Origin of the sequence: Psychrobium sp. 1_MG-2023 (assembly GCF_030689115.1) — a bacterium.
Classification (GTDB): Bacteria; Pseudomonadota; Gammaproteobacteria; order Enterobacterales; family Psychrobiaceae; genus Psychrobium.
The window spans coordinates 78899-99723 of record NZ_JAUYVJ010000006.1; the positions used below are offsets into that span (position 1 = coordinate 78899).

Sequence of the window (20825 nt, forward strand, 5' to 3'; positions counted from 1 at the left end):
CCTAGCCGATTAAAGCTTGTTTGCTTTCTCGATTGCTTCGTCGATACCGCCAACCATGTAGAACGCTTGCTCTGGTAGCTCGTCGTATTCGCCAGCTAAAATGCCTTTGAATCCAGCGATAGTATCTTTTAGCGATACGTATTTACCAGGTGCACCGGTGAATACTTCTGCTACGAAGAATGGTTGAGATAGGAAACGCTCAATCTTACGTGCACGTGTTACGGTTTGCTTATCTTCTTCAGAAAGCTCATCCATACCTAAGATAGCAATAATATCTTTCAACTCTTTGTAGCGTTGAAGTGTATTTTGTACTTCTTGTGCGATATCGTAATGCTCTTGACCAACAACTAGTGGATCAAGCTGACGAGACGTTGAATCTAATGGATCGATTGCTGGGTAAATACCACGAGCAGCGATGTCACGAGAAAGTACAACAGTTGCGTCTAAGTGAGCAAAGGTAGTTGCTGGAGATGGATCCGTTAAATCATCCGCAGGTACGTATACCGCTTGGATAGATGTGATAGAACCTTTCTTAGTTGAAGTGATACGCTCTTGAAGTACACCCATTTCTTCAGCAAGTGTAGGCTGGTAACCTACCGCTGATGGCATACGACCTAGAAGTGCAGATACTTCTGTTCCAGCTAGTGTGTAACGGTAGATGTTATCTACGAAAAGTAATACGTCACGGCCTTCGTCACGGAACTTCTCAGCCATTGTTAGGCCCGTTAGTGCTACACGTAAACGGTTTCCTGGTGGCTCGTTCATTTGACCGTAAACTAGCGATACTTTATCAAGTACGTTAGATTCGTTCATTTCGTGGTAGAAATCGTTACCCTCACGAGTACGCTCACCAACACCAGCAAATACTGAGTAACCACTATGCTCGATCGCGATGTTACGGATCAATTCCATCATGTTTACTGTTTTACCAACACCAGCACCACCGAACAGACCAACTTTACCACCTTTAGCGAACGGACATACTAAATCGATAACTTTGATACCAGTTTCTAACAGATCGTTAGAGTTTGATTGCTCTTCGTAGCTTGGCGCTTCACGATGGATTTCCCAACGCTCTTCTTCACCAATAGGACCCGCTTCATCGATTGGGTTACCTAGAACGTCCATGATACGGCCAAGGGTTTTAGTACCCACTGGAACCATAATTGGACGCTGTGTGTTTTCTACTGTTAGGCCACGACGTAAACCGTCAGATGAACCCATGGCGATAGTACGAACTACGCCACCGCCCAGCTGTTGCTGAACTTCTAGCACTAGGTTGTAACCTTCATTAGTTACTTTTAGTGCGTCATATACTTTTGGTACAGCGTCTTGTGGAAATTCTACATCCACAACAGCGCCGATTACCTGGACTACGTTACCTAAACTCATGATTTTTCCTCAAAGCTTATTGGTTATACCTAATGCCTAAACAGCCGCCGCGCCTGCAACAATCTCACCCAATTCTTGAGTGATACTTGCTTGACGAGCTTTGTTATAAACAAGTTGTAAATCGTCTATCAAATCTGATGCGTTGTCTGTGGCGTTTTTCATCGCCATCATACGTGCAGCCATTTCACAGGCTACATTTTCAACAACACCTTGATAAACTTGAGACTCTACGTAGCGCGTTAATAGAACATCTAATAGTTCTTTTGCGTCTGGTTCGTAGAGGTAATCCCAATGATGAGATTGCTCAGTATTACCTTTTTGTTTTGGCAATGGTAGTAGTTGATCGATCGTAGGTTCTTGAACCATAGTGTTAACAAACTTATTGTTTACCACGTATAGACGGTCCAATTTACCTTCGTCATATGCTTTTAACATTACTTGTACACTACCGATTAACTCAGATAGTGAAGGTGTATCACCCAAGCCAGAAGCTTGTGCAACAACATCACCGTTACCAAAGCTGTTAAAGAAGCTGATTGCTTTGCTACCAATCAGTGCGAAACTTACTTCCGCGCCTTTAGTAGTCCATTCACCAGCATCTTTAGTCACTTTCTTGAACAAGTTAATGTTTAAGCCGCCACATAGGCCACGGTCACTTGAAATAACAATGTAACCAACACGCTTAACATCACGCTCTTCCATATAAGGATGGCGATACTCTAAGCTACCTTCAGCGATATGACTAATCACTTGACGCATATTAGTGGCATATGGGCGCGATGAGTGCATGCGGTCTTGTAGACGACGCATTTTACTCGCAGCAACCATTTCCATAGCGCTCGTGATCTTCTGAGTGTTTTTAACACTCGCGATCTTGCTTTTTATCTCTTTTCCGCCAGCCATCTCTTCTTTCTCCAGTTAGTTAGGTGTTGCAAGCAACACCTATCACCGACTTAGTAAGTCTGAGTTGCCACGAAGTTATCAAGCAGTGCTTTAAGACCAGCTTCGATGTCAGCGTCGTATGCGCCTTTTTCGTTGATCTTAGCTAAAAGCTCGCTACCTTCGCTGTTTGCGTAAGAAAGCAGAGATGCTTCGAAATCTACAACTTTGTTGATTTCAACATCTTTCAAGTAGCCTTTTTCAGCAGCGAAGATTACTACACCTTGCTCTGCAACGCTCATTGGAGCATATTGCTTCTGCTTCATTAGCTCTGTAACACGTTGACCATGCTCTAATTGTGCACGAGTCGCGTCATCTAGATCAGAAGAGAACTGAGCGAAAGCTGCAAGTTCACGGTACTGAGCTAGTGCAGTACGGATACCGCCAGAAAGCTTCTTGATGATTTTAGTTTGTGCAGCACCACCAACACGAGATACCGAGATACCTGGGTTAACAGCAGGACGTAAGCCTGAGTTAAATAAGTCAGTTTCTAAGAAGATCTGACCATCGGTAATCGAGATTACGTTAGTAGGTACGAATGCAGAAACGTCACCCGCTTGTGTTTCGATGATTGGTAGAGCAGTTAAAGAACCTGTCTGACCTTTTACTTCACCGTTAGTGAACTTTTCAACGTAATCAACGTTTACGCGAGAAGCACGCTCTAATAAGCGACTGTGGAGGTAGAATACGTCACCTGGGTAAGCTTCACGGCCTGGTGGACGACGTAAAAGTAGAGAGATTTGACGGTAAGCAACAGCTTGCTTAGTTAAATCATCATATACGATTAGTGCATCTTCACCGCGGTCACGGAAGTATTCACCCATAGCACAACCAGAGTATGGTGCTAAGTATTGTAGTGCAGCAGCTTCAGCAGCAGATGCAACAACAACGATAGTGTTTTCTAAAGCGCCGTGCTCTTCTAATTTACGAACAACGTTCGAAATAGTAGAGTTTTTCTGACCGATTGCTACGTAAACACTCTTAATGCCAGAGTTTTTCTGAGCAATGATAGCGTCGATTGCGATAGCAGTCTTACCAGTTTGACGGTCACCGATGATTAATTCACGTTGACCACGGCCAACTGGAATCATTGTATCGATTGCTTTAATACCTGTTTGTACAGGCTCATCAACTGATTGACGTTCGATTACACCAGGAGCAATTACTTCTACTGGAGAGAAACCATCGTTATCGATAGCGCCTTTACCGTCAATTGGTTGACCTAGTGTGTTTACAACACGACCTAGTAAACCACGACCTACTGGTACTTCAAGAATACGACCAGTAGATTTTACTTTTACGCCTTCAGCTAGGTCAGCGTATGGTCCCATAACAACAGCACCAACAGAATCACGCTCAAGGTTAAGCGCGATCGCGTAGCGACTGCCTGGTAATTCAATCATCTCGCCTTGCATCACGTCCGCTAGGCCGTTGATGCGTAAGATACCGTCACTTACAGAAACGATTGTACCTTCGTTACGAGCTTCACTAACAACTTCGAATTGTTCGATACGTTGTTTGATCAGATCACTGATCTCAGTGGAATTTAGTTGCATGCTCTAATCCCCAATTATGATTGCAGCTGGTTGCCAAGACGTTCTAATTTTCCGCGTACTGATCCGTCAATTAACAGATCTCCTACACGAATAATCACGCCAGCAACCAGAGATTTATCAATACTTACGTTTAGCTGTACTTTACGCGCTAAACGTTTTTCCAAAGACGCGGCTAATTCAGCTCGTTGTGTCTTATTCAGTTTAGTGGCAGAGGTAACCTCTGCATCTACTTGCTTGTTGTAATCATTGTGATACTCAGCAAATAACACTGCAACTTCAGGTAGTACTAATAAACGTTCGTTTTGAGCCAATACTTTAATAAAGTTCTGGCCATTTTCGTTAAGTTGCTCGCCACCTAACTTGATCATCAAGTCTGCTGCTTCTTGAGCGGCAGTAGTAGCTTTAAGCATTGAAACAACGGCATCATTTGATGCAACTTGACCAATAAAGGTGATCATTTCTAACCACTGGTCTACGTCGTTCTTCTCAACGGCAAAGTCAAAAGCTGCTTTAGCATAAGGTCGAGCGATGGTAGTGAATTCAGCCATTACTCTAATCCTCTGTTATAGCTCGCCGACAAGTTTTTCAACTATATCGTTCGCAGCAGCTTCATCGATTGAGCGCTCAAGAATCTTCTCTGCACCAGCAATTGCTAATACAGCAACTTTCTGGCGAAGTTCTTCTTTTGCACGGTTACGTTCAGCTTCAACTTCAGCGTGACCAGAAGCGATAATCTTATCGCGCTCAGTCATCGCAGCAGTTTTTGCTTCGTCAACAATTTGTGCTTTACGTTTATTAGCAGCATCAACGATTGAAGCAGCTTCAGCTTTAGCATCTTTTAATTGATCAGTTGCTTTAGCTTGAGCTAGTTCTAAATCTTTACCTGCACGTTCAGCAGAGGCCAAGCCGTCAGCGATTTTCTTCTGACGATCTTCAATCGCACTCATTAGCGGTGGCCAGATATATTTCATACAAAATATAACAAACACTGCAAATGCAATTGATTGACCTAAAAGGGTTGCGTTCATATTCATAACGTCGTCCTCTAGTTAATTAAAAAGAGGTCGCTTATTAACCCAAGAAAGCAGCTAGTGGGTTAGTGAACAACATGTACATCGCGATACCAACACCGATCATCGCGATCGCATCGATAAGACCAGCAACGATGAACATTTTAACTTGAAGCATTGGAGCCATTTCTGGTTGACGCGCAGCGCCTTCCAAGAATTTGCCACCTAAAATACCAAAGCCGATAGCGGTACCAAGTGCACCAAGACCGATTAGTAGTGCTACAGCGATTGCAGTAAAACCTAAGATAGTTTCCATTAGTTTCTCCAGATAGTTTTATAAAATAAAAAATTAAAAATTTGTTTCGTATCCTTACTCATTAAAGTGAGCTCATCATGTAGGAGCGCTTTAATGGGTTTGGATTATAATATTAATGATCTTCACAAGACATGCTTAAATATACGACGGTTAACATCATAAAAATAAACGCTTGAAGAATTACCACCATGATATGGAACACAGCCCATACAAAGTGCAGTGGTAGCTGCCATACGCCAAGTAGCGCAATTAGGAAAAAGATCATTTCACCAGCGTACATGTTTCCGAATAAACGTAGACCTAGAGAAATAGGCTTAGCGATTAAGGCAACTAATTCCATTACTAGGTTTACAGGGATCATTACAGGGTGATTAAATGGTTGCATGGTTAATTCTTTTACGAACCCACCAACACCTTTAATCTTGATGCTGTAAAAAATCATTAGGAAAAATACACTAAATGACATACCTAACGTGATGTTAGGATCCGTCGTAGGTACAACACGCATATACTCAATGCCCATTGCGTAAGATGCCGAAGGCAACCAATCAACAGGAATTAAATCCATTGTATTCATGAAGATAATCCACACGAATATTGTCAATGAAAGAGGAGCAATTAACGCACTGCGACCATGGAAGGTATCTTTGACGGTACCATCAACGAATTCCACTGTCATTTCGATAAAGCATTGAAGCTTTCCAGGAACACCAGTCGTTGCTTTTTTAGCAACAGAGCTGAAGATCCAACAGAAAAGCGCACCAAGACCAATCGAAAAAAGCAATGAATCGACATTGAGAGACCAAAATCCTTCACCAACCGTCAAATTTTGAAGGTGATGGAGAATATAATCGCCAGATGTGAGGGCTTCACCAGTATCAGATGCAGACATCGTCTATCCCACTTTTTTGGATTTAAAAATTAATGGTGATAACCAATGGAGAACTATTGCCAAAGCGTATGTAACGAATAGTGGCAAATAAATCACGTCCAAAGTCTTAAACACCACCCAAAACAGCACTATCACTAAAACAAGCTTGAGTGCCTCGCCTTTAAAGAAATCAGTTAAAACTTCTTTAGCAGCGCTCGCTCCGGCATTGCGAAAAGCTAAGGAGGCAAATACAAAATTTGGAACTATGGAGATGATTCCACCACAAAGGGCTGAATAACCTGCTTTCGTTCCATTTGCCAGGAAGAAAAAAAATGAAGCCGCCAAGACTGCCAATGTTTGCATGAGAATCAACTTGTAAGCCGTTGAACGCCCATGACGAGCCAGTTTGTTGACCAATTTACTTACTCCGCAACCTGCTTATTTTAGTGGTGAGCTACGACTCTTAAAATCCAAGAGATAACTCAAAAAATCGCGCCGAAAAAAGCGATGAGAAGTATACGTTTTCTACTTAATTTTGCAACTGAAACAACGGCATTTTGACATAATAATACATAAAATCAGACTAAAGAGGGAACAGATCCCCTATATAGTGTTGCCTATAAAAATAAAATACATATTTGTACATTTCGCTATCGCTGGATAATTAACCAATTAGTCTAATAATGATTCTTTTTTATTAAATCGATGGAAAAAACTGCCAAAAAAATAGACTGTTCTTATTACCTTTAATCACATTTATCGTTTTTTTTATGCTTAAATGATTTAAAAAGAGGAAGGAAATTGAAGTGCGCCCCCTGTAATTATTTCTCAAATGAAGAAGAAATATTACAGAGGCTATTTCATGGTCAGTTACTCGTGGCTAATCCCAATATGACCCAATAAGCCATCTAACTCGTCGAGCGTAGTGTAAGAGATAACCATCTTGCCCTTACCCTTACCGTTGTCATTGATCGCAACTTTAGCGCCAAGGTGCTCACTCAAGCGCTGTTGTAAACTAGCAATGTTTGGATCTAAGGTCTTCTCTTTCTTCTCTGGAGTGCCTTTTAAAGCTTTTTGAACCAGTCTCTCAGTCTCACGCACACTCAAGTTCTTATCCGCAACAACTCGTGCATTATCGCTTTGTAGTTCGCCTGATAAACCTAATAAAGCTCGAGCATGCCCCATATCAATGTCTCCACGCTCTAACAGCAGCTTTACATCGTCATTAAGAGTATTTAAGCGTAATAAGTTACTTACCGTGGTGCGCGATTTACCGACTTCTTCAGCAACCTGCTGATGGGTTAATTCAAATTCATTGATTAAGCGATCTAAAGCAACCGCTTCTTCCATGGCGTTTAGATCTTCACGCTGGATGTTTTCAATTAACGCAATCGCAACCGTAGCGCGATCATCAACGTCCTTAACCAAACAAGGCACCTCGGTTAACTGAGCGAGTTGAGCGGCACGCCAACGACGTTCACCTGCGATGATTTCATACTTATCTTCACCGACTTGACGGACTAAAATGGGCTGAATAATACCTTGGGCCTTAATCGAACTCGCTAACTCATCAAGTGCATCTGAAGACATGTCTTTACGTGGTTGATATACACCCGGCTGGAGAAACTCGATCGGTAGCTGCTGTAACTCACCTTTTTCTGCACTGATTTGCTCTTTTACAGGTGCCTGTTCTACATCTTGCTTAATTTGCTTGGTACGAGCTGTATTACTCGTACTTAATAAGGCATCTAATCCTTTGCCTAAACCGCGTTTTTTTAATGACATGTGATTCTTTTACTCTTTTTTATGTCGATAAGCCCATCAGGCGATGACCTCATCATAATCTGGGTCAATTTAGCTTAACTGGCTAAAGGTTCTGTCGGTTCTTGTTCAGCCCTGCGGATCATTTCACCGGCAAGCGCTAAATAAGCCTTAGCGCCAGTTGACGATTTATCATAATACATCGCAGGCGCACCAAAGCTAGGCGCCTCGGCAAGACGCACATTGCGAGGAATAACGGTACGATACACTTTGTCGCCAAAGTGCTGTTTTAACTGATCTGAAACATCGTTAGCTAATCGATTACGCGGATCATACATAGTGCGTAAGATACCTTCGATAGTAAGGTCGGGATTAACCACTGCCGCAAGCTTACTAATCGTATCCACCAGTGCTGTTAATCCTTCCAATGCAAAATACTCACACTGCATTGGTACTAATACGCTATCGGCGGCAGACATGGCATTAATCGTTAATAAATTAAGAGCCGGAGGACAGTCAATAAAAACATAGTCGTAATGATCTAACACAGGCTTCAGGCCGTTTTTTAAACGTACCTCTCTGGCAAAAAACTCAATTAACTTGATTTCAGCTGCTGTCACATCAGCATTAGCTGCGATTAAGTCATAATGACCATTAGTGTCTTTTACAATCACTTCTTCAACAGGCATTTCATCGACTAATAAGTCATAAACAGTGGTGGCCACTTCATATTTATCAACACCACTGCCCATAGTCGCATTGCCTTGAGGGTCAAGATCGATCAAGAGCACCTTACGACGCGTTGCCGCTAAAGATGCTGCTAAATTCACTGCGGTGGTCGTTTTACCCACACCGCCTTTTTGATTCGCTACTGCAATAACTTTTGCCACGATCGTTCCCTTAATTGGTTAATGCCTGTATTTACTAACAGAGCCTTTATAGTATCACTAGTCTTGCTGAATAATGACTAAATGACGTTCACCTTCTAGTTCAGGCACGACTAATTGATGAATAACATCCAACGACAGGCCCTCTCGTAAATGATCGAGCTCTGCTTGTGGGATGACCCCTTTCAACGCGTAAAATTTGCCCTGCTGATTAGGTAAATGATGACACCAATCTAACATGTCGTCTAGTGATGCAAATGCACGACTCAGCACACCATCAAAGCCCTGCTGCGGCCATTCATCATTTGCTGGCGTAAACTCTTCAACACGTGATTGAATTGGCGTAACATTTTTTAAACCTAACTCATGTACGACTTGCTTAATAAAGCGAATGCGTTTACCTAAACTATCGAGTAAATAAAACTGTTTGTCAGGATTTAGAATCGCTAATGGTAAGCCCGGTAAACCAGGTCCTGTGCCAACATCAATAAAACAATGGCCATCAAGATGAGGAGAGACAACAATACTGTCCATTATATGCTTAACTAGCATCTCACTTGGATTTCGTACTGATGTTAGGTTATAGGCCTTATTCCACTTATTAAGCAGCTCGACAAGTTGAACAAGCTGTTGCTGGTGAGGTTCAGAAACAGACAACTGACTGTCATTAATAAGGCGTTGCAATTGTTGAGCTAACACAGCGAGTATCCCAATATTAAAATAAGCCGATAATTTTATATTGAATTAGGCCATGAGCCAAGCAGGATATGCGATTAAGGTTACTTTTATAGCTCCTTAGTGACTCTGACAGCTGTTTTCTCATTAATAGCTTACAGAGTCGGTAAGGGAGTATGTCTGCGGTTATTTAGGCAGCCTGTGCATTTAATTTTTTCGCAATGAGTCTTCGCCAGATTTTTTCCAGAGGCCCTTGTCCAATCTTAGTTTGCCAAAACGTTGCAATAACAAGCTGTATTATAGTCATTACTAGAGCGACTCCAAGTAATTCAGTGCGAGAAAGCGCGCCAAACAGCTCCGGCATAAAGACTCTAAATAGTAGCGTCATTACTATAGACTGGAAGATGTACAAGCTAAATGCCATTTTACCTGCATACTGTAACGGCAAGAGCAGCTGATTATTAGCTGTCACCATCTTAATTAATCGTGACGAAACGCCTAGGGTAATAAAGATTGCAGCAAGCTGATTCACAGGCAGTAATAGAAAGAAGGCTGAGAGGAAGTCCGTTTGCCAGATAAAGCTTAATTGAGTAGCGCTCAATATCAAACCGCTAACAATTAATACTACTTCTAATTTATTACTAAAGCCGCGCTCAAAAAAACCATTTTTCAACAAAGCCATCCCTAACAGCATCAAGCCACCGACAAACCAGAATAACAAAACTAAACCGAGTACTAATGGTACGCCATATGCCAGATTATAAAATATCATCTCAATGAAAGAGCCTGTGGCGTTAGCGATTTCAACAGCAGCTTTAGCTTCTGTTAACACCAGCGGGAAAATTTCCTCATCTGGGGAGGGCAACAACATTAACGCAGCAACACCAGTGAAAAGAACAAAGCCAACGGTTAAATAGATTATCGCGTTCCTCATCAACTTTTCTTGTGTCCATAACACCTTATTCAGCACGATTAAGCCGCAAATTGCGTAGGTTAATAAAATATCACCGAAGAATAATATAGTTAAGTGGAGTGAGCCGAACAGGAGCAACCAGTGAAGGCGTGTTTTAAGAATAGGCAACGGTGCTATATTTTTTTGTTCAAGCTTTTGCCAGTAAAGTACCAAACCCGCGCCAAACAAAATACAAAATAGGCTGATAAATCGAGCATTGGCAAAAATGAACTGCCCTGAGTAAGCAAGTTTGTCGCCTAAGGATATTTCACCGAGCCATGCAGGACTAATATACGCAATTTCGGGAGCGCCAAAGGCAACAATATTCATAAATAAAATACCAAGAATAGCGATCCCTCGAAGGAGATCTAAACTGGCGATACGATTAGGACTTTCCATGATTTCCCCGTTTTCGGTCTATACTTAATTAAAAGTAATTTGCATGTGAGCACTCAACTAAAAAATCAATAATATTAGATAGATACGCACATCAAATAGAGCTATTGAACCAATAAGAGATAATAGATGATAAGCAACTTCAAAGTAAATAATCCATGTGTAAGTAATTGTTGCTTAGATGAACAAGACACTTGCTTAGGTTGTTTTAGGACGCTGGACGAAATTTTAGGTTGGCATTCAATGTCTGATGAGCAAAAAACTGGCACCTTAAAACGGTGCCAGGTTCGTCAACAACAAAAATATGATAAAACTAATTTACATCAGTTTAAAAAGTGATTATGGCTCATGATCTTGAGCTTGTTCATTACGCAATAAACCCGCCGCTTTTTCCTCTTCCGTTAAACCCAGTTGGTTCGGGTTATAACGAGATGCTTCATTCACTTTTAAGATATTTTCTGCATGTTGTAAGTCAGCCGTGTTAGTGAATCCAGCGATATTTTCACGCGCCTTTAAGAAATCTCTAATTTCATTGATAATCTCTTGCAGCTCGCCATCATTCTTTGTCATCGACATCACATAACGCGGCATTTCAACGTTTTGGCTACCAGCGGTTGCAAAAGTGCTCGTTTCAATACGTGAACTCACAACCCAAGGAGTGATTGATGATTTAACCACCACATTCTCACTACGGGTTGAATCATGAATCGACATACCTGTCGACACTTTTGATTCCGAGAACGTTCCTTCCGTTTTAATATACATAAGTAATGATTCAAACTTCAGCTCTGACCAAAACACATTAGAAAAGTTTTCCAACATGCGACCAATGGTTGAAACAATTTGCCATAAGAACAGCGTACTGATCATACCAACGCCAAGAATAGAGCCTTGCCCAATCACGCTTTGCATTTGTTCAACAAACTGACTATGGCCTGATGAAACAGGAGGGTTAGCCATAACGTTCTTCACAAACTCAATTGCTAAACCAATTTGATCCGCTAGTGAGAAAAATAAGAATGCACCGATAACTAGCAATATTTGACCAGCGATGGTCGATGCTAAGCGTGCAGACTTAAATGGTGCAGGCTGTTCAACTTCTTTAAACTCAGGCTGTGTTTCAATTAATAACTCACCAGAAAACGACCCTTTACCTTGACTCTGCTCTTCAAGCTGAGGTTCAAATGCACGATAGGTACGATTCGGTATCTCTTTAAAACGGCGGTTCGCAAGCACAATATTTTCGATATTGATAAAGATTTCATTTGGGTGAACCGACTCTTGTAAGTTCTCTCTAAACTCACTCACTTCAGTAACAGGCTTAGCCGCTTTAGTGCGCACAGCCACCATATATAACACCAAACAGCTAGCTATCGCTCCTAGTACCAAAAGAATCACTAAACTTGGCCAAGCAGAGAATAATTGTGCTTCAGAAAAAATTTGAGTCAGTTGATCATCTTGACCAAATTGTGGACTCAAATATTGATAACCAAAGCCAATAACCACAGGAAAGACAATTGAAAAGGTTAATACCTTAGCAATACTAGCAGCTCCGGCGCTGTGCAACACTTTAACGCGATCAATGCGTACGGCATTGGCCGCACTGCGCCATGCTGATACTAAATAGATTAATAACAGAATGGAAAATGCGGGAATAATGATATGTCCGGCTTGGCCAGCAAGGCCACTCGATGACACGAAGTAAGTTAAACCAAAAGCGATAAACGCGATTAACGTTGTCGCCAAGACAGAAACTACTTCTTGTAAGATATTACGAATCGGGTAAGGCAAGAAAATTAGTTTTGGAAAAATAGAATGAACAAAGCGCCCCATCCAACCCATAGGTTCCGTAAAGGTTGTATTTTTACGCCCCATTAGCATTGATTCTAGCGTCGAAGAGTCATAAGCCAGTGATTTAGATTTTAACTCTTGCTTCGCATTATCGGCTTCACTTGGCGTTTTATTAAATGCGAGAGATGAGGGTACTGAACGGCCGACAAAAAACTTAAATAAATAAAAGATCCCGCTACCGGCACGTCGTAGGCCCGCAACAAGTAAGAACAAACCAACAAGCGCATAAACCCACGCTTGAACTATATCTTGCTCGATTATCGATGTTGTCTTAAAAATACTGAAAAGACCAAGAGCAGCAATGGCCGCGCCACCGATAGCTCTAATCGTCCCTTCTTTCTTAAATGGGTTATTAATTCCTAACCCAGCCGATCCAAAATCATACGCCATCGATACAACTCCTATCGTGATGATAATAAAAAAATAATTGCGTAATAAAATACAATATTAGCAACGTTTAAACAACACATTAGACCAATAGAATAGGTCAACTAAGGGCTTTAGCATTATTCCTCTTGATAAAGATCAAAACGTCACAGGGAAAACTGAGGTAATTTTACCAGCCCAATTCAAATACGCCCTAGGATAGGAATTGATTAATGACTCAATTAACTAGACAGTTACAGACGGTTCGAACCGCTATCATCGGTTATGGAACCTCTGGGCAAATGCTTCACCAGCCATTAATCAATGCCAATGAACACTTCGAGCTAGTTGCTGTTGCAACCAATCAATCATCGCAATCACTGAATTTACCGCAGGGCTGCAAACAGCGTTCTGTCGTGGATATTTTAAATGACAATGACATCGAACTTGTTGTCATTGCCACCCCGAATAATTGTCATTACAGTATTGCTAAGCAAGCTTTAGAAGCCAGCAAGCATATCATTGTTGAGAAACCGCTAGCGCTTTCCTCTGCTCAGATAGAAGAACTGGTCAGCATCGCTAACCAGCGCAATTGCGTAATGACAACGTTCCATAATCGGTTATGGGATTGTGATTATTTAGCCATTAAAGAGCTATTAAACGAGAATCGTTTAGGCACAATTCATAGCTATGCTGCACGTGTCGATCGCTTTTGGCCCTCAGTACAAGTCAATTGGCGCGATAACCCTCAATATGGCGGTGCGCTATGGGAGTTAGCTCCTAACTTAATCGTGCAAGCGCTGACTCTGTTCGGTAAGCCACGTAGTATTTTTGCAGAAATATCCACACTGAGGCCTAGCGCTGAAGCGCCTGATAATTTTTATCTGCGCTTAAGCTATAACAAGCTAAAAGTAGAATTGCGCAGCAGTTCGTTGGTGAAACACTCTGGGCCGCGTTTCGTGATACACGGTGATAGCGGCAGCTATATCAAACAAGGTACCGACCCCCAACATAAACAGCTAAAAAATGGCTTAAGCCCTAATGATAAAAAGTATGGGATTGAATCTATTGGAGATTGGGGTTCTTTATACACAGACACTAAAGACAAAAATGAAGAAACATTATACCCATCGCCAAAAGGGTGTTATTTAGAGTTTTATAACCTAATGTTTGAAGCACTGAGACATCAAGGTCCGCTACCGGTATCACACGAAATGTCTCTTGAAGTTGTTAAGATTATTGAGGCTGCTAACTGTTCTAATAGTCAAAAGAAAGTTATCAACTTATGAGACGTTGCTCGCTTTTAAAAGCTAGTAAGCCACTTTTTATCGCTAGAGTCACCACAGGTGCTATGTTATAGTATTGCGTTAACCCGATTATACTCTCGACAACATACATGATACTGCTTATTAGCCTCGTGGCCCTGTTTATTGGCCCGATGTTGTTTAACTATACCGCTAAAAAACCAAATATTCTCGACCTCTTTGATGGCTTTATTTTTGTTGTCATCGGCGGCTTGGTTATTTTTCATATTTTACCTGAATCTATGGAGACAGCTGGGCTATGGAGTATTTTATTTGTGTTATTGGGTTTAATAGGCCCAAGTGTTGCCGAAAGTGTATTTCATAAGGCTGCAGCACTTACTCATAAGTCGACCCTAATCCTTGGTGTGTCAGGGCTTGTGCTCCATAGCTTAACTGATGGTACGGTTTTAACAGAAACTCCGGACTTTGATCAATTCACCCTCATTGTGGCTGTCATCGCTCATCGCTTACCCGTTGGATTAACCGTGTGGTGGTTACTACGTCCACATTTCGGTAGCTTTGTCGCATTATCCGTTCTTAGTTTGATGGCTATTGGTACTGTAATAGGTTCTTATTATGGGAGCCAATGGCTTCCTGGCTTTAGCCCTTTAACGGTTGCATTAATCGAAAGCTTTATTGCTGGCTCGGTGCTGCACGTCGTTTTCCATCGCCCTTATGCTGAGCACCACCGTAGCCACCAGCACACCACAACCCATTATGACGGCGTAGGATCGCTAATTGGGCTTGCTTGTTTATTAGCCATATTGATGACCGGACACGAACACGAAAGTGAATTAGCTCATCAACAGTTTGAATTATTTGTTGAGCTTGCATATACCTTAGCACCATTCTTATTGCTCGCTTATGCCTTGTCTAGCGTCACCAAGTTTCTCTTTTCCGACAGCCAGCCTTTGCACTTACAAATTGATAGCCCAACAAAGTCACAAACCCTACGCGGTGCATTACTAGGCTTACCCTTGCCATTTTGTATTCCCGATGCAACTAAGGCTTATCAATTATTAAGAAAGCAAGGGGCCAACTCGACCATGGCGTTAGCTTTTCTTATTTCTGCACCAATCCTCGGGTTTGAATCGCTATTAGTGTCTATTCCATTATTAGGCATTGAAATGACGTTCATTCGCTTGGCTGCAGCGGTTACGATCATCATTATTCTCGCATTGATACTTTCTCATTGGGTGCAATATAAGGCACCTCAACCAAAATCAAAACAAGCAGATATTGCCAACCGCTTACAACATGCATTAAGACATGGCTATGAACACCTTCTTGATCATACTGCACCATGGATTTTAGTCGGTTTAGTACTCGCCACCTTATTGACGTTTGGGGAGCATACAGCTCAGTGGTTTGACATTTTTATTATTGCGGCAATAGCAATGCCTTTCCGGTTATGTGCTACAGGCATTACACCTCTGGCAGCAGCTATGTTGGTTAGTGGCTGGAGCCCTGGCAGCGCGCTGGTATTAATGTTACTCGGACCGACGGTGAGTATTGAGTTAATACGCTTTATTATCAAAGAACATGGCACTAAGCTGGCTGGCTTATTTACACTATTATTACCTCTAGCAGTGCTAACGTGTGCATGGCTTGTCGATCATAGTTTTGGAATATCATTTGAACAATTAATTCATTTAGATCATAGTGAACCTAGTTTGTTAGAAATGCTGTGCTTAGGGACTATTCTCGTATTGGTCTCGTGGTCATTAATGCGACGAGGGGCTCGCGCCTTTGTCTCTGAGTTATTACCCAACTTGCAGTTATTTAGTCATAAGCATCACCATTAAGCTTTGAGGTCATCATGTGTATACTTTTTGTCGCCTACCAAGTCTCTAAAAAGTATCCTCTGATTATTGTTGCCAACCGTGATGAGTTCCATCATCGAGCGACCAAAGCACTTCACCAATGGCCTGACTCATCGATTATTGCTGGTAAGGACTTAGTTGCTGGTGGAACTTGGTTTGGCTTTACCGCGCAAGGCAAAATAGCAGCGTTAACCAATGTTAGGGATCCAGAATCGATAAAGACTGATGTCATTTCCCGAGGCCAATTAGTCACCAACTTTCTAACAAGTACATTACCGATCACCGAACAAAAGCTACAATTGCGCTCTTCAGCCAATCATTATAATGGTTACAACCTCTTGTTTGGCAACCTAGAACAACTACAAGTCTTTAATAGTCACACGCTGGAATTTAAGTCTTTAGCCCCAGGAATTCACGGGTTGTCTAATGCTCAACTTGACACCCCTTGGCCGAAAGTCATTGCTGGTAAACAAATGCTAAAGCACTACCTATCTCAGCAAGAACACCCAAGCCCTCTCGAGTTAGCTAACTTAATGACCTGCAGTCAACGCCCAGAAGATCAAGCGTTACCCAGCACCGGTGTGAGTATTGAGCTTGAGAGGTTACTATCATCAGTTTTCATTACGAGTGATGAATACGGTACGCGCAGCACCTCTGTATTGCTCTATCGTAATGATGATAATATTTCTTGCCATGAATTTAGCTATAACCCTCTTGGCCAGCAAATCTCTCAACAGCAAATAAGTTTATTGAAAACCAAGCTTACCGAGTAAAGGGGTCGTGATTTTTTGTTGCAGCTCATCTAACTCTGATTCGCTATAGGAAATCGCTTGCCCAACCCCCCAAACAGGCCCAGGCCAACAAGAGTCGCCGTGAAATCTTACTACATGGTGAACATGCAACTGCGAAACCACATTGCCCAATGCGGCGACATTTAAACTGTCCCCCTTAAAAAGAGCCATAAGGGTGCGCCCTAATAGTACTGACTCATGGTTTAACTGGTTTTGTTCTGCTTCAGACAGCTGGTAGATTTCATTAATGTCTTTACGTTTTGGTACCAAAATACACCATGGGTAGCGCTTATCATTCATTAATAACAACTGTGACAATTCAAAATCGCCCAACATCACAGTATCGTTTGCTAAGCGTTCATCTAATGTAAACATGGTTACTCCCTAATATTGTTCAATCGTTATCTAGACTCGAGAGTATACCAACTTGAATCATCTAGGTATCCTCTAAACCATCATCTTATTGTCACTAAGTTGTCATCAATCGGTCACATAAATCACATTTAATGGGCACTATAAACATTAAATAAACTGGGCAACAATGAAAATTGCCAACGTATCAAAACTATCTTCAGTAACACTTCTTTTTATAGCATCATGCTGGGGTCTGCTCTTATGGTGGGGTTCTCATACCATAGGTCTACACCAAACAAAGCAAAACGAGTTTCAGCAAGTAGCCATACAATTTAATACATCATTAAAATTACACCTCGCTGATTACTTAAAAAGTGGTGACGCGACTAAGCTATCTTTAGCTGCCGTTGAGCTTGACGCTTTAGAGCCCCACGTCAAAGCTCTCTCGGTTTCCCCATTTTTTGTAGAGTTAATCGCGCAATTCAAACAGGATCTAAATTCATATTATCGAGACTCAGGTAAACTCAGTGGTCAAGGGCAATTATTATTACAACATTCAGAGTCCGAACAGGTGGCAATCCTGACTAGTTTGATAAAAAAAATACAAGCCATAGAACAACAATCAGTGATAAAGAATCAATCGATACAAAACTTATTATCATTAGTTGATATCACTTTTAAATTAACTCAACAGCGCCAACGTTATTTCGTAAAGACGAATAAACAGACATTAGCCTATATTCAAGAGCTCAATAGTCAACAGCTTGTGTATCTTAATCAACTCACTAATATTTCTAAGTTATCAACGGACAATGTATCCATTAATTTAGTCGATGAAATTAGCTTATTAGAAGAAGACGAACCGGTAAATATAATGGAAGAGCTTTATGACGAGTTATCCAGTTTAATTGCCCGTTACCCACAAGAGATGAGAAAGTCTAGGGCCATTTTAGAACAACAAAACGAGTCAAGAAAACAACTCAATACAGCCATTACAACCATCGAGCAAGCGATTGAACAATTAAAGCGTGAGCTTCAGGACAACACACAGAATCAACGAGAACAGGCCCAATATGCAGCAATAATACTAACGATAATCCTGATCACATTCGCCTTTTTATCTTGGTGGTTCCAGCGAAAATATATCGTTAAACAATTAAAAAAACTAAACAATGGGTTTATGGAGTTAGTGGCCTGTAATCATAGCCAACCTCTCGACTTGGCCAATAGTGACTCTGAAATAGGCGACATTGCAAAACATTTCAATTTACTCACTGAGCGATCTTTACAAGCAGAAGAAAAGAAACAACAACAGCTCACTACCGTTCAAATCAGTTTATCTGAGGTTTTGCAACAATTCTTGCAAGTTATTCAGCATATTAATGGCGGTGTAGAAAGCGTTGAGCGAGCCCAATCATTAATGGCTCAGGTGAAAGCATTAGCTGATGAGGTTGACAGTTCGTCCATTAATATTCAATCCTCTGCTAAGTTTACTGCCGAAGCAATGGTTCAGAGTCATGATATCGTACAGCAAGTCATGACAACGATTGAGCAGTCCTCAGAGGTTGTTGATAATAGCCAGCTGTCAATAAATCAATTAATCAACAGTGTTCACCAAGCTTCGTCGATCGTCGAGATTATTAGCAATATTGCCGATCAAACGAATTTACTCGCACTTAACGCTGCCATTGAAGCAGCTAGGGCAGGAAATCAAGGCAAAGGATTTGCCGTTGTTGCCGATGAGGTTAGACAGTTATCGCTAAAAACGCAAAGTTCGCTCAGTGAAATTCAACTCATTTTTAGTCAATTAAATAGCGCTTCCGACCACCTTTCACGCGATATAAGAAAGATTAATGCAGCCTCTCAAGAGCAATTTAATAAATCGAGTCAATTACTTGAAACGGCTAATCAAATTGGTGCACATACTAACTCTTCGCTGAGCGCAGCACAAAGCGGTGCCGACAATGCTTCAGCACAGCGCAGCAGTATTAAACAATTCGACCTGTTGATGGATAATATTAAAAATTCCAGTGAGCATACTGCCACAATTAGTCAAACCATGTACCAACAGTTGGAGCAACAAATCGAACAAATCGTTGCTACCTTACAATGTGAATAGCGGCCCTATCATTAGCATTCAATATGCAACTTTAGTTTTAATTTAGCTCATTGATGTTCTCTGTATATTGTTTAACCTAGGCTTGAGGTTTAGGATAAAATTCAATCAATCATCAGATGAAGACGAATATGAAAAAAGAAACCCTTGCTATTCACGCCGGTTATACACCAGAACAAACAACTAAAGCAGTCGCAGTTCCTATCTATCAAACGTCTAGTTATGCGTTTGATAATACTCAACATGGCGCTGATTTATTTGATCTAAAAGTTGAAGGTAATATTTATACCCGTATTGGAAACCCAACTCAATCAGTATTAGAACAGCGTGTTGCAGCCCTTGAAGGTGGTATCGCTGCGTTAGCAATGGCGTCGGGAATGGCAGCGATTACAGCAACGATTCAAACATTAGCGAGTGTCGGAGATAATATTGTTAGTATCGATAAATTGTACGGTGGTACTTATAACTTATTTGCTCATACCTTACCCAAGCAAGGCATTGAAACACGTTTTGCTCCTCATGATGATTTCGCGGCAATTGAAGCGTTAATCGATGAAAGCACCAAAGCCTTATTCTGTGAGTCTATTGGTAACCCATCAGGGAACATTGCCGATATAGAACAACTTGCAGCCATTGCTCACCGTCATGGTGTCCCTTTAGTTGTTGATCACACCGTTGGTACTCCAGCATTATCACAGCCTATTAGTTTTGGGGCAGATATTATCATTCATTCCTTAACCAAATATATTGGCGGTCACGGAACCTCAATTGGCGGTATCATTGTTGACTCAGGTAACTTCCCTTGGGGTGAAAATAGCGAACGTTTTACCCAACTGAATGAGCCCGACCCATCGTATCATGGCGTTAATTATGTTGAAGCTTTTGGCGCAGCAGCTTTCATTGCGCGCGCTCGGGTGGTGCCATTACGAAATATGGGAGCAGCCATCACTCCATTTAACGCCTTTCAAATAATGCAAGGTTTAGAAACCCTCTCATTACGAATGGAACGCCATTGTGAAAACGCGCAACGGGTTGCCCAGTATTTATCTACTCACGACAATGTCGACTGGGTAAACTATGCAGGACTGGAAACGTCAGCTGATTATTCGTTAGCGCAAAAATATTATAATGGAAAAACCAGTGGTATCTTAAGCTTCGGTATCAAAGGAGGCGAGCAAGCTGGTGCGAAATTTATTGACGCTTTAGAACTCATTGTGAGATTGGTTAATATAGGTGATGCAAAATCACTTGCTTGTCACCCCGCATCCACCACTCACCGTCAATTAAGCCCTGAAGAGTTGGCCAATACAGGTGTTAAGCAAGAGATGGTTAGATTATCTATTGGTATTGAACACATCGACGATATCCTTGCTGATATAGAACAAGCTTTAGTTGCGAGCCAAAGCTAACACTAAACAGCAAGAAGTTTTAGTGAAAGCTTCTTGCTGTTGATGACATAGACTAA

General features: G+C 41.5%; 20 protein-coding genes. 6 read left to right on the plus strand and 14 right to left on the minus strand.

Annotated features, from left to right (window positions below; all coding sequences use genetic code 11):
- Positions 1-9 precede the first annotated feature (9 nt).
- From atpD to Q8W26_RS04770, 12 genes are all read right to left on the minus strand, one after another.
- A complete protein-coding gene (gene atpD / locus Q8W26_RS04715) occupies positions 10-1392 on the minus strand; it encodes a F0F1 ATP synthase subunit beta (protein ID WP_101213561.1) in 1383 nt (460 codons plus the stop codon).
- 36 nt (positions 1393-1428) lie between these two features.
- Positions 1429-2295, minus strand: a complete 867-nt coding sequence (gene atpG, locus Q8W26_RS04720) for a F0F1 ATP synthase subunit gamma (protein WP_305472479.1) — start codon at positions 2293-2295, stop codon at positions 1429-1431.
- Between the two features lie 50 nt (positions 2296-2345).
- Entirely contained in the window at positions 2346-3887 is a 1542-nt protein-coding gene (atpA, locus tag Q8W26_RS04725) for a F0F1 ATP synthase subunit alpha (RefSeq protein ID WP_101213559.1), read from the minus strand.
- Positions 3888-3901: 14 nt separating this feature from the next.
- Positions 3902-4435: a F0F1 ATP synthase subunit delta gene (gene atpH, locus Q8W26_RS04730; RefSeq protein WP_101213558.1), complete on the minus strand. Its 534-nt coding sequence runs from the start codon at positions 4433-4435 to the stop codon at positions 3902-3904.
- 15 nt (positions 4436-4450) lie between these two features.
- Positions 4451-4921: a F0F1 ATP synthase subunit B gene (gene atpF / locus Q8W26_RS04735; protein WP_101213557.1), complete on the minus strand. Its 471-nt coding sequence runs from the start codon at positions 4919-4921 to the stop codon at positions 4451-4453.
- A gap of 37 nt (positions 4922-4958) precedes the next feature.
- Positions 4959-5213: a F0F1 ATP synthase subunit C gene (atpE, locus tag Q8W26_RS04740; protein ID WP_101213556.1), complete on the minus strand. Its 255-nt coding sequence runs from the start codon at positions 5211-5213 to the stop codon at positions 4959-4961.
- A 112-nt stretch (positions 5214-5325) separates the two neighbouring features.
- Positions 5326-6105, minus strand: a complete 780-nt coding sequence (gene atpB, locus Q8W26_RS04745; protein ID WP_101213555.1) for a F0F1 ATP synthase subunit A — start codon at positions 6103-6105, stop codon at positions 5326-5328.
- Positions 6106-6108: 3 nt separating this feature from the next.
- Positions 6109-6447 carry an ATP synthase subunit I gene (locus tag Q8W26_RS04750; RefSeq protein WP_370694262.1) on the minus strand — a complete coding sequence of 113 codons (339 nt, stop codon included), beginning with the start codon at positions 6445-6447 and terminating at the stop codon, positions 6109-6111.
- Positions 6448-6954: 507 nt separating this feature from the next.
- Complete coding sequence (locus Q8W26_RS04755; protein ID WP_101213553.1) at positions 6955-7869, minus strand: ParB/RepB/Spo0J family partition protein; 915 nt, start codon at positions 7867-7869, stop codon at positions 6955-6957.
- A 74-nt stretch (positions 7870-7943) separates the two neighbouring features.
- Positions 7944-8735 (minus strand): ParA family protein, encoded by a 792-nt coding sequence (locus Q8W26_RS04760; protein ID WP_101213552.1) that lies wholly within the window; start codon positions 8733-8735, stop codon positions 7944-7946.
- A 57-nt stretch (positions 8736-8792) separates the two neighbouring features.
- A complete protein-coding gene (gene rsmG, locus Q8W26_RS04765) occupies positions 8793-9431 on the minus strand; it encodes a 16S rRNA (guanine(527)-N(7))-methyltransferase RsmG (protein ID WP_305472486.1) in 639 nt (212 codons plus the stop codon).
- A gap of 166 nt (positions 9432-9597) precedes the next feature.
- Positions 9598-10758 carry a DUF418 domain-containing protein gene (locus tag Q8W26_RS04770; RefSeq protein ID WP_101213550.1) on the minus strand — a complete coding sequence of 387 codons (1161 nt, stop codon included), beginning with the start codon at positions 10756-10758 and terminating at the stop codon, positions 9598-9600.
- 126 nt (positions 10759-10884) lie between these two features.
- Between Q8W26_RS04770 and Q8W26_RS04775 the strand changes: the two genes are divergently transcribed.
- Positions 10885-11094: a DUF1289 domain-containing protein gene (locus Q8W26_RS04775; protein ID WP_101213549.1), complete on the plus strand. Its 210-nt coding sequence runs from the start codon at positions 10885-10887 to the stop codon at positions 11092-11094.
- Here the strand turns inward: Q8W26_RS04775 and Q8W26_RS04780 are convergent, their stop codons facing one another.
- On the minus strand, positions 11095-12996 hold the full coding sequence (locus Q8W26_RS04780; protein WP_101213548.1) for a hypothetical protein: 1902 nt from the start codon (positions 12994-12996) through the stop codon (positions 11095-11097).
- Between the two features lie 209 nt (positions 12997-13205).
- Here Q8W26_RS04780 and Q8W26_RS04785 point away from each other — a divergent pair, with 209 nt between their 5' ends.
- The 3 genes from Q8W26_RS04785 (at position 13206) to Q8W26_RS04795 (ending at position 16872) form a co-directional block, all read left to right on the plus strand.
- Positions 13206-14261, plus strand: coding sequence for a Gfo/Idh/MocA family oxidoreductase (locus Q8W26_RS04785; RefSeq protein ID WP_101213547.1), 1056 nt, complete (start codon positions 13206-13208; stop codon positions 14259-14261).
- 107 nt (positions 14262-14368) lie between these two features.
- Positions 14369-16081, plus strand: coding sequence for a permease (locus Q8W26_RS04790; protein ID WP_101213546.1), 1713 nt, complete (start codon positions 14369-14371; stop codon positions 16079-16081).
- 14 nt (positions 16082-16095) lie between these two features.
- Positions 16096-16872, plus strand: coding sequence for an NRDE family protein (locus Q8W26_RS04795; RefSeq protein ID WP_101213545.1), 777 nt, complete (start codon positions 16096-16098; stop codon positions 16870-16872).
- Here Q8W26_RS04795 and Q8W26_RS04800 read toward each other — a convergent pair.
- The gene (locus Q8W26_RS04800) at positions 16846-17265 is read right to left on the minus strand and encodes an HIT domain-containing protein (protein ID WP_101213544.1); all 420 of its coding nucleotides are present in this window, start codon (positions 17263-17265) and stop codon (positions 16846-16848) included. The two genes, Q8W26_RS04795 and Q8W26_RS04800, sit on opposite strands and share 27 nt — an antisense overlap.
- 166 nt (positions 17266-17431) lie before the next feature.
- On the opposite strand from Q8W26_RS04800, the gene Q8W26_RS04805 reads away from it, so the two are divergent.
- On the plus strand, positions 17432-19363 hold the full coding sequence (locus Q8W26_RS04805) for a methyl-accepting chemotaxis protein (RefSeq protein ID WP_101213543.1): 1932 nt from the start codon (positions 17432-17434) through the stop codon (positions 19361-19363).
- A gap of 128 nt (positions 19364-19491) precedes the next feature.
- Positions 19492-20769 carry an O-acetylhomoserine aminocarboxypropyltransferase/cysteine synthase family protein gene (locus tag Q8W26_RS04810; protein WP_101213542.1) on the plus strand — a complete coding sequence of 426 codons (1278 nt, stop codon included), beginning with the start codon at positions 19492-19494 and terminating at the stop codon, positions 20767-20769.
- The last annotated feature ends 56 nt before the right edge of the window (positions 20770-20825 follow it).

Excerpts from the sequence above, each read along its gene's own strand:
- atpG (WP_305472479.1), bottom strand. The coding sequence starts at position 2,295 with ATGGCTGGCGGAAAAGAGATAAAAAGCAAGATCGCGAGTGTTAAAAAC.
- Q8W26_RS04800 (WP_101213544.1), bottom strand. The coding sequence starts at position 17,265 with ATGTTTACATTAGATGAACGCTTAGCAAACGATACTGTGATGTTGGGC.
- Q8W26_RS04810 (WP_101213542.1), top strand. The coding sequence starts at position 19,492 with ATGAAAAAAGAAACCCTTGCTATTCACGCCGGTTATACACCAGAACAA.
- atpA (WP_101213559.1), bottom strand. The coding sequence starts at position 3,887 with ATGCAACTAAATTCCACTGAGATCAGTGATCTGATCAAACAACGTATC.
- Q8W26_RS04750 (WP_370694262.1), bottom strand. The coding sequence starts at position 6,447 with ATGCAAACATTGGCAGTCTTGGCGGCTTCATTTTTTTTCTTCCTGGCA.
- Q8W26_RS04775 (WP_101213549.1), top strand. The coding sequence starts at position 10,885 with ATGATAAGCAACTTCAAAGTAAATAATCCATGTGTAAGTAATTGTTGC.
- atpF (WP_101213557.1), bottom strand. The coding sequence starts at position 4,921 with ATGAATATGAACGCAACCCTTTTAGGTCAATCAATTGCATTTGCAGTG.
- Q8W26_RS04790 (WP_101213546.1), top strand. The coding sequence starts at position 14,369 with ATGATACTGCTTATTAGCCTCGTGGCCCTGTTTATTGGCCCGATGTTG.
- Q8W26_RS04805 (WP_101213543.1), top strand. The coding sequence starts at position 17,432 with ATGAAAATTGCCAACGTATCAAAACTATCTTCAGTAACACTTCTTTTT.
- Q8W26_RS04785 (WP_101213547.1), top strand. The coding sequence starts at position 13,206 with ATGACTCAATTAACTAGACAGTTACAGACGGTTCGAACCGCTATCATC.
- atpB (WP_101213555.1), bottom strand. The coding sequence starts at position 6,105 with ATGTCTGCATCTGATACTGGTGAAGCCCTCACATCTGGCGATTATATT.
- atpE (WP_101213556.1), bottom strand. The coding sequence starts at position 5,213 with ATGGAAACTATCTTAGGTTTTACTGCAATCGCTGTAGCACTACTAATC.
- Q8W26_RS04755 (WP_101213553.1), bottom strand. The coding sequence starts at position 7,869 with ATGTCATTAAAAAAACGCGGTTTAGGCAAAGGATTAGATGCCTTATTA.
- Q8W26_RS04795 (WP_101213545.1), top strand. The coding sequence starts at position 16,096 with ATGTGTATACTTTTTGTCGCCTACCAAGTCTCTAAAAAGTATCCTCTG.
- atpH (WP_101213558.1), bottom strand. The coding sequence starts at position 4,435 with ATGGCTGAATTCACTACCATCGCTCGACCTTATGCTAAAGCAGCTTTT.
- atpD (WP_101213561.1), bottom strand. The coding sequence starts at position 1,392 with ATGAGTTTAGGTAACGTAGTCCAGGTAATCGGCGCTGTTGTGGATGTA.
- Q8W26_RS04780 (WP_101213548.1), bottom strand. The coding sequence starts at position 12,996 with ATGGCGTATGATTTTGGATCGGCTGGGTTAGGAATTAATAACCCATTT.
- Q8W26_RS04770 (WP_101213550.1), bottom strand. The coding sequence starts at position 10,758 with ATGGAAAGTCCTAATCGTATCGCCAGTTTAGATCTCCTTCGAGGGATC.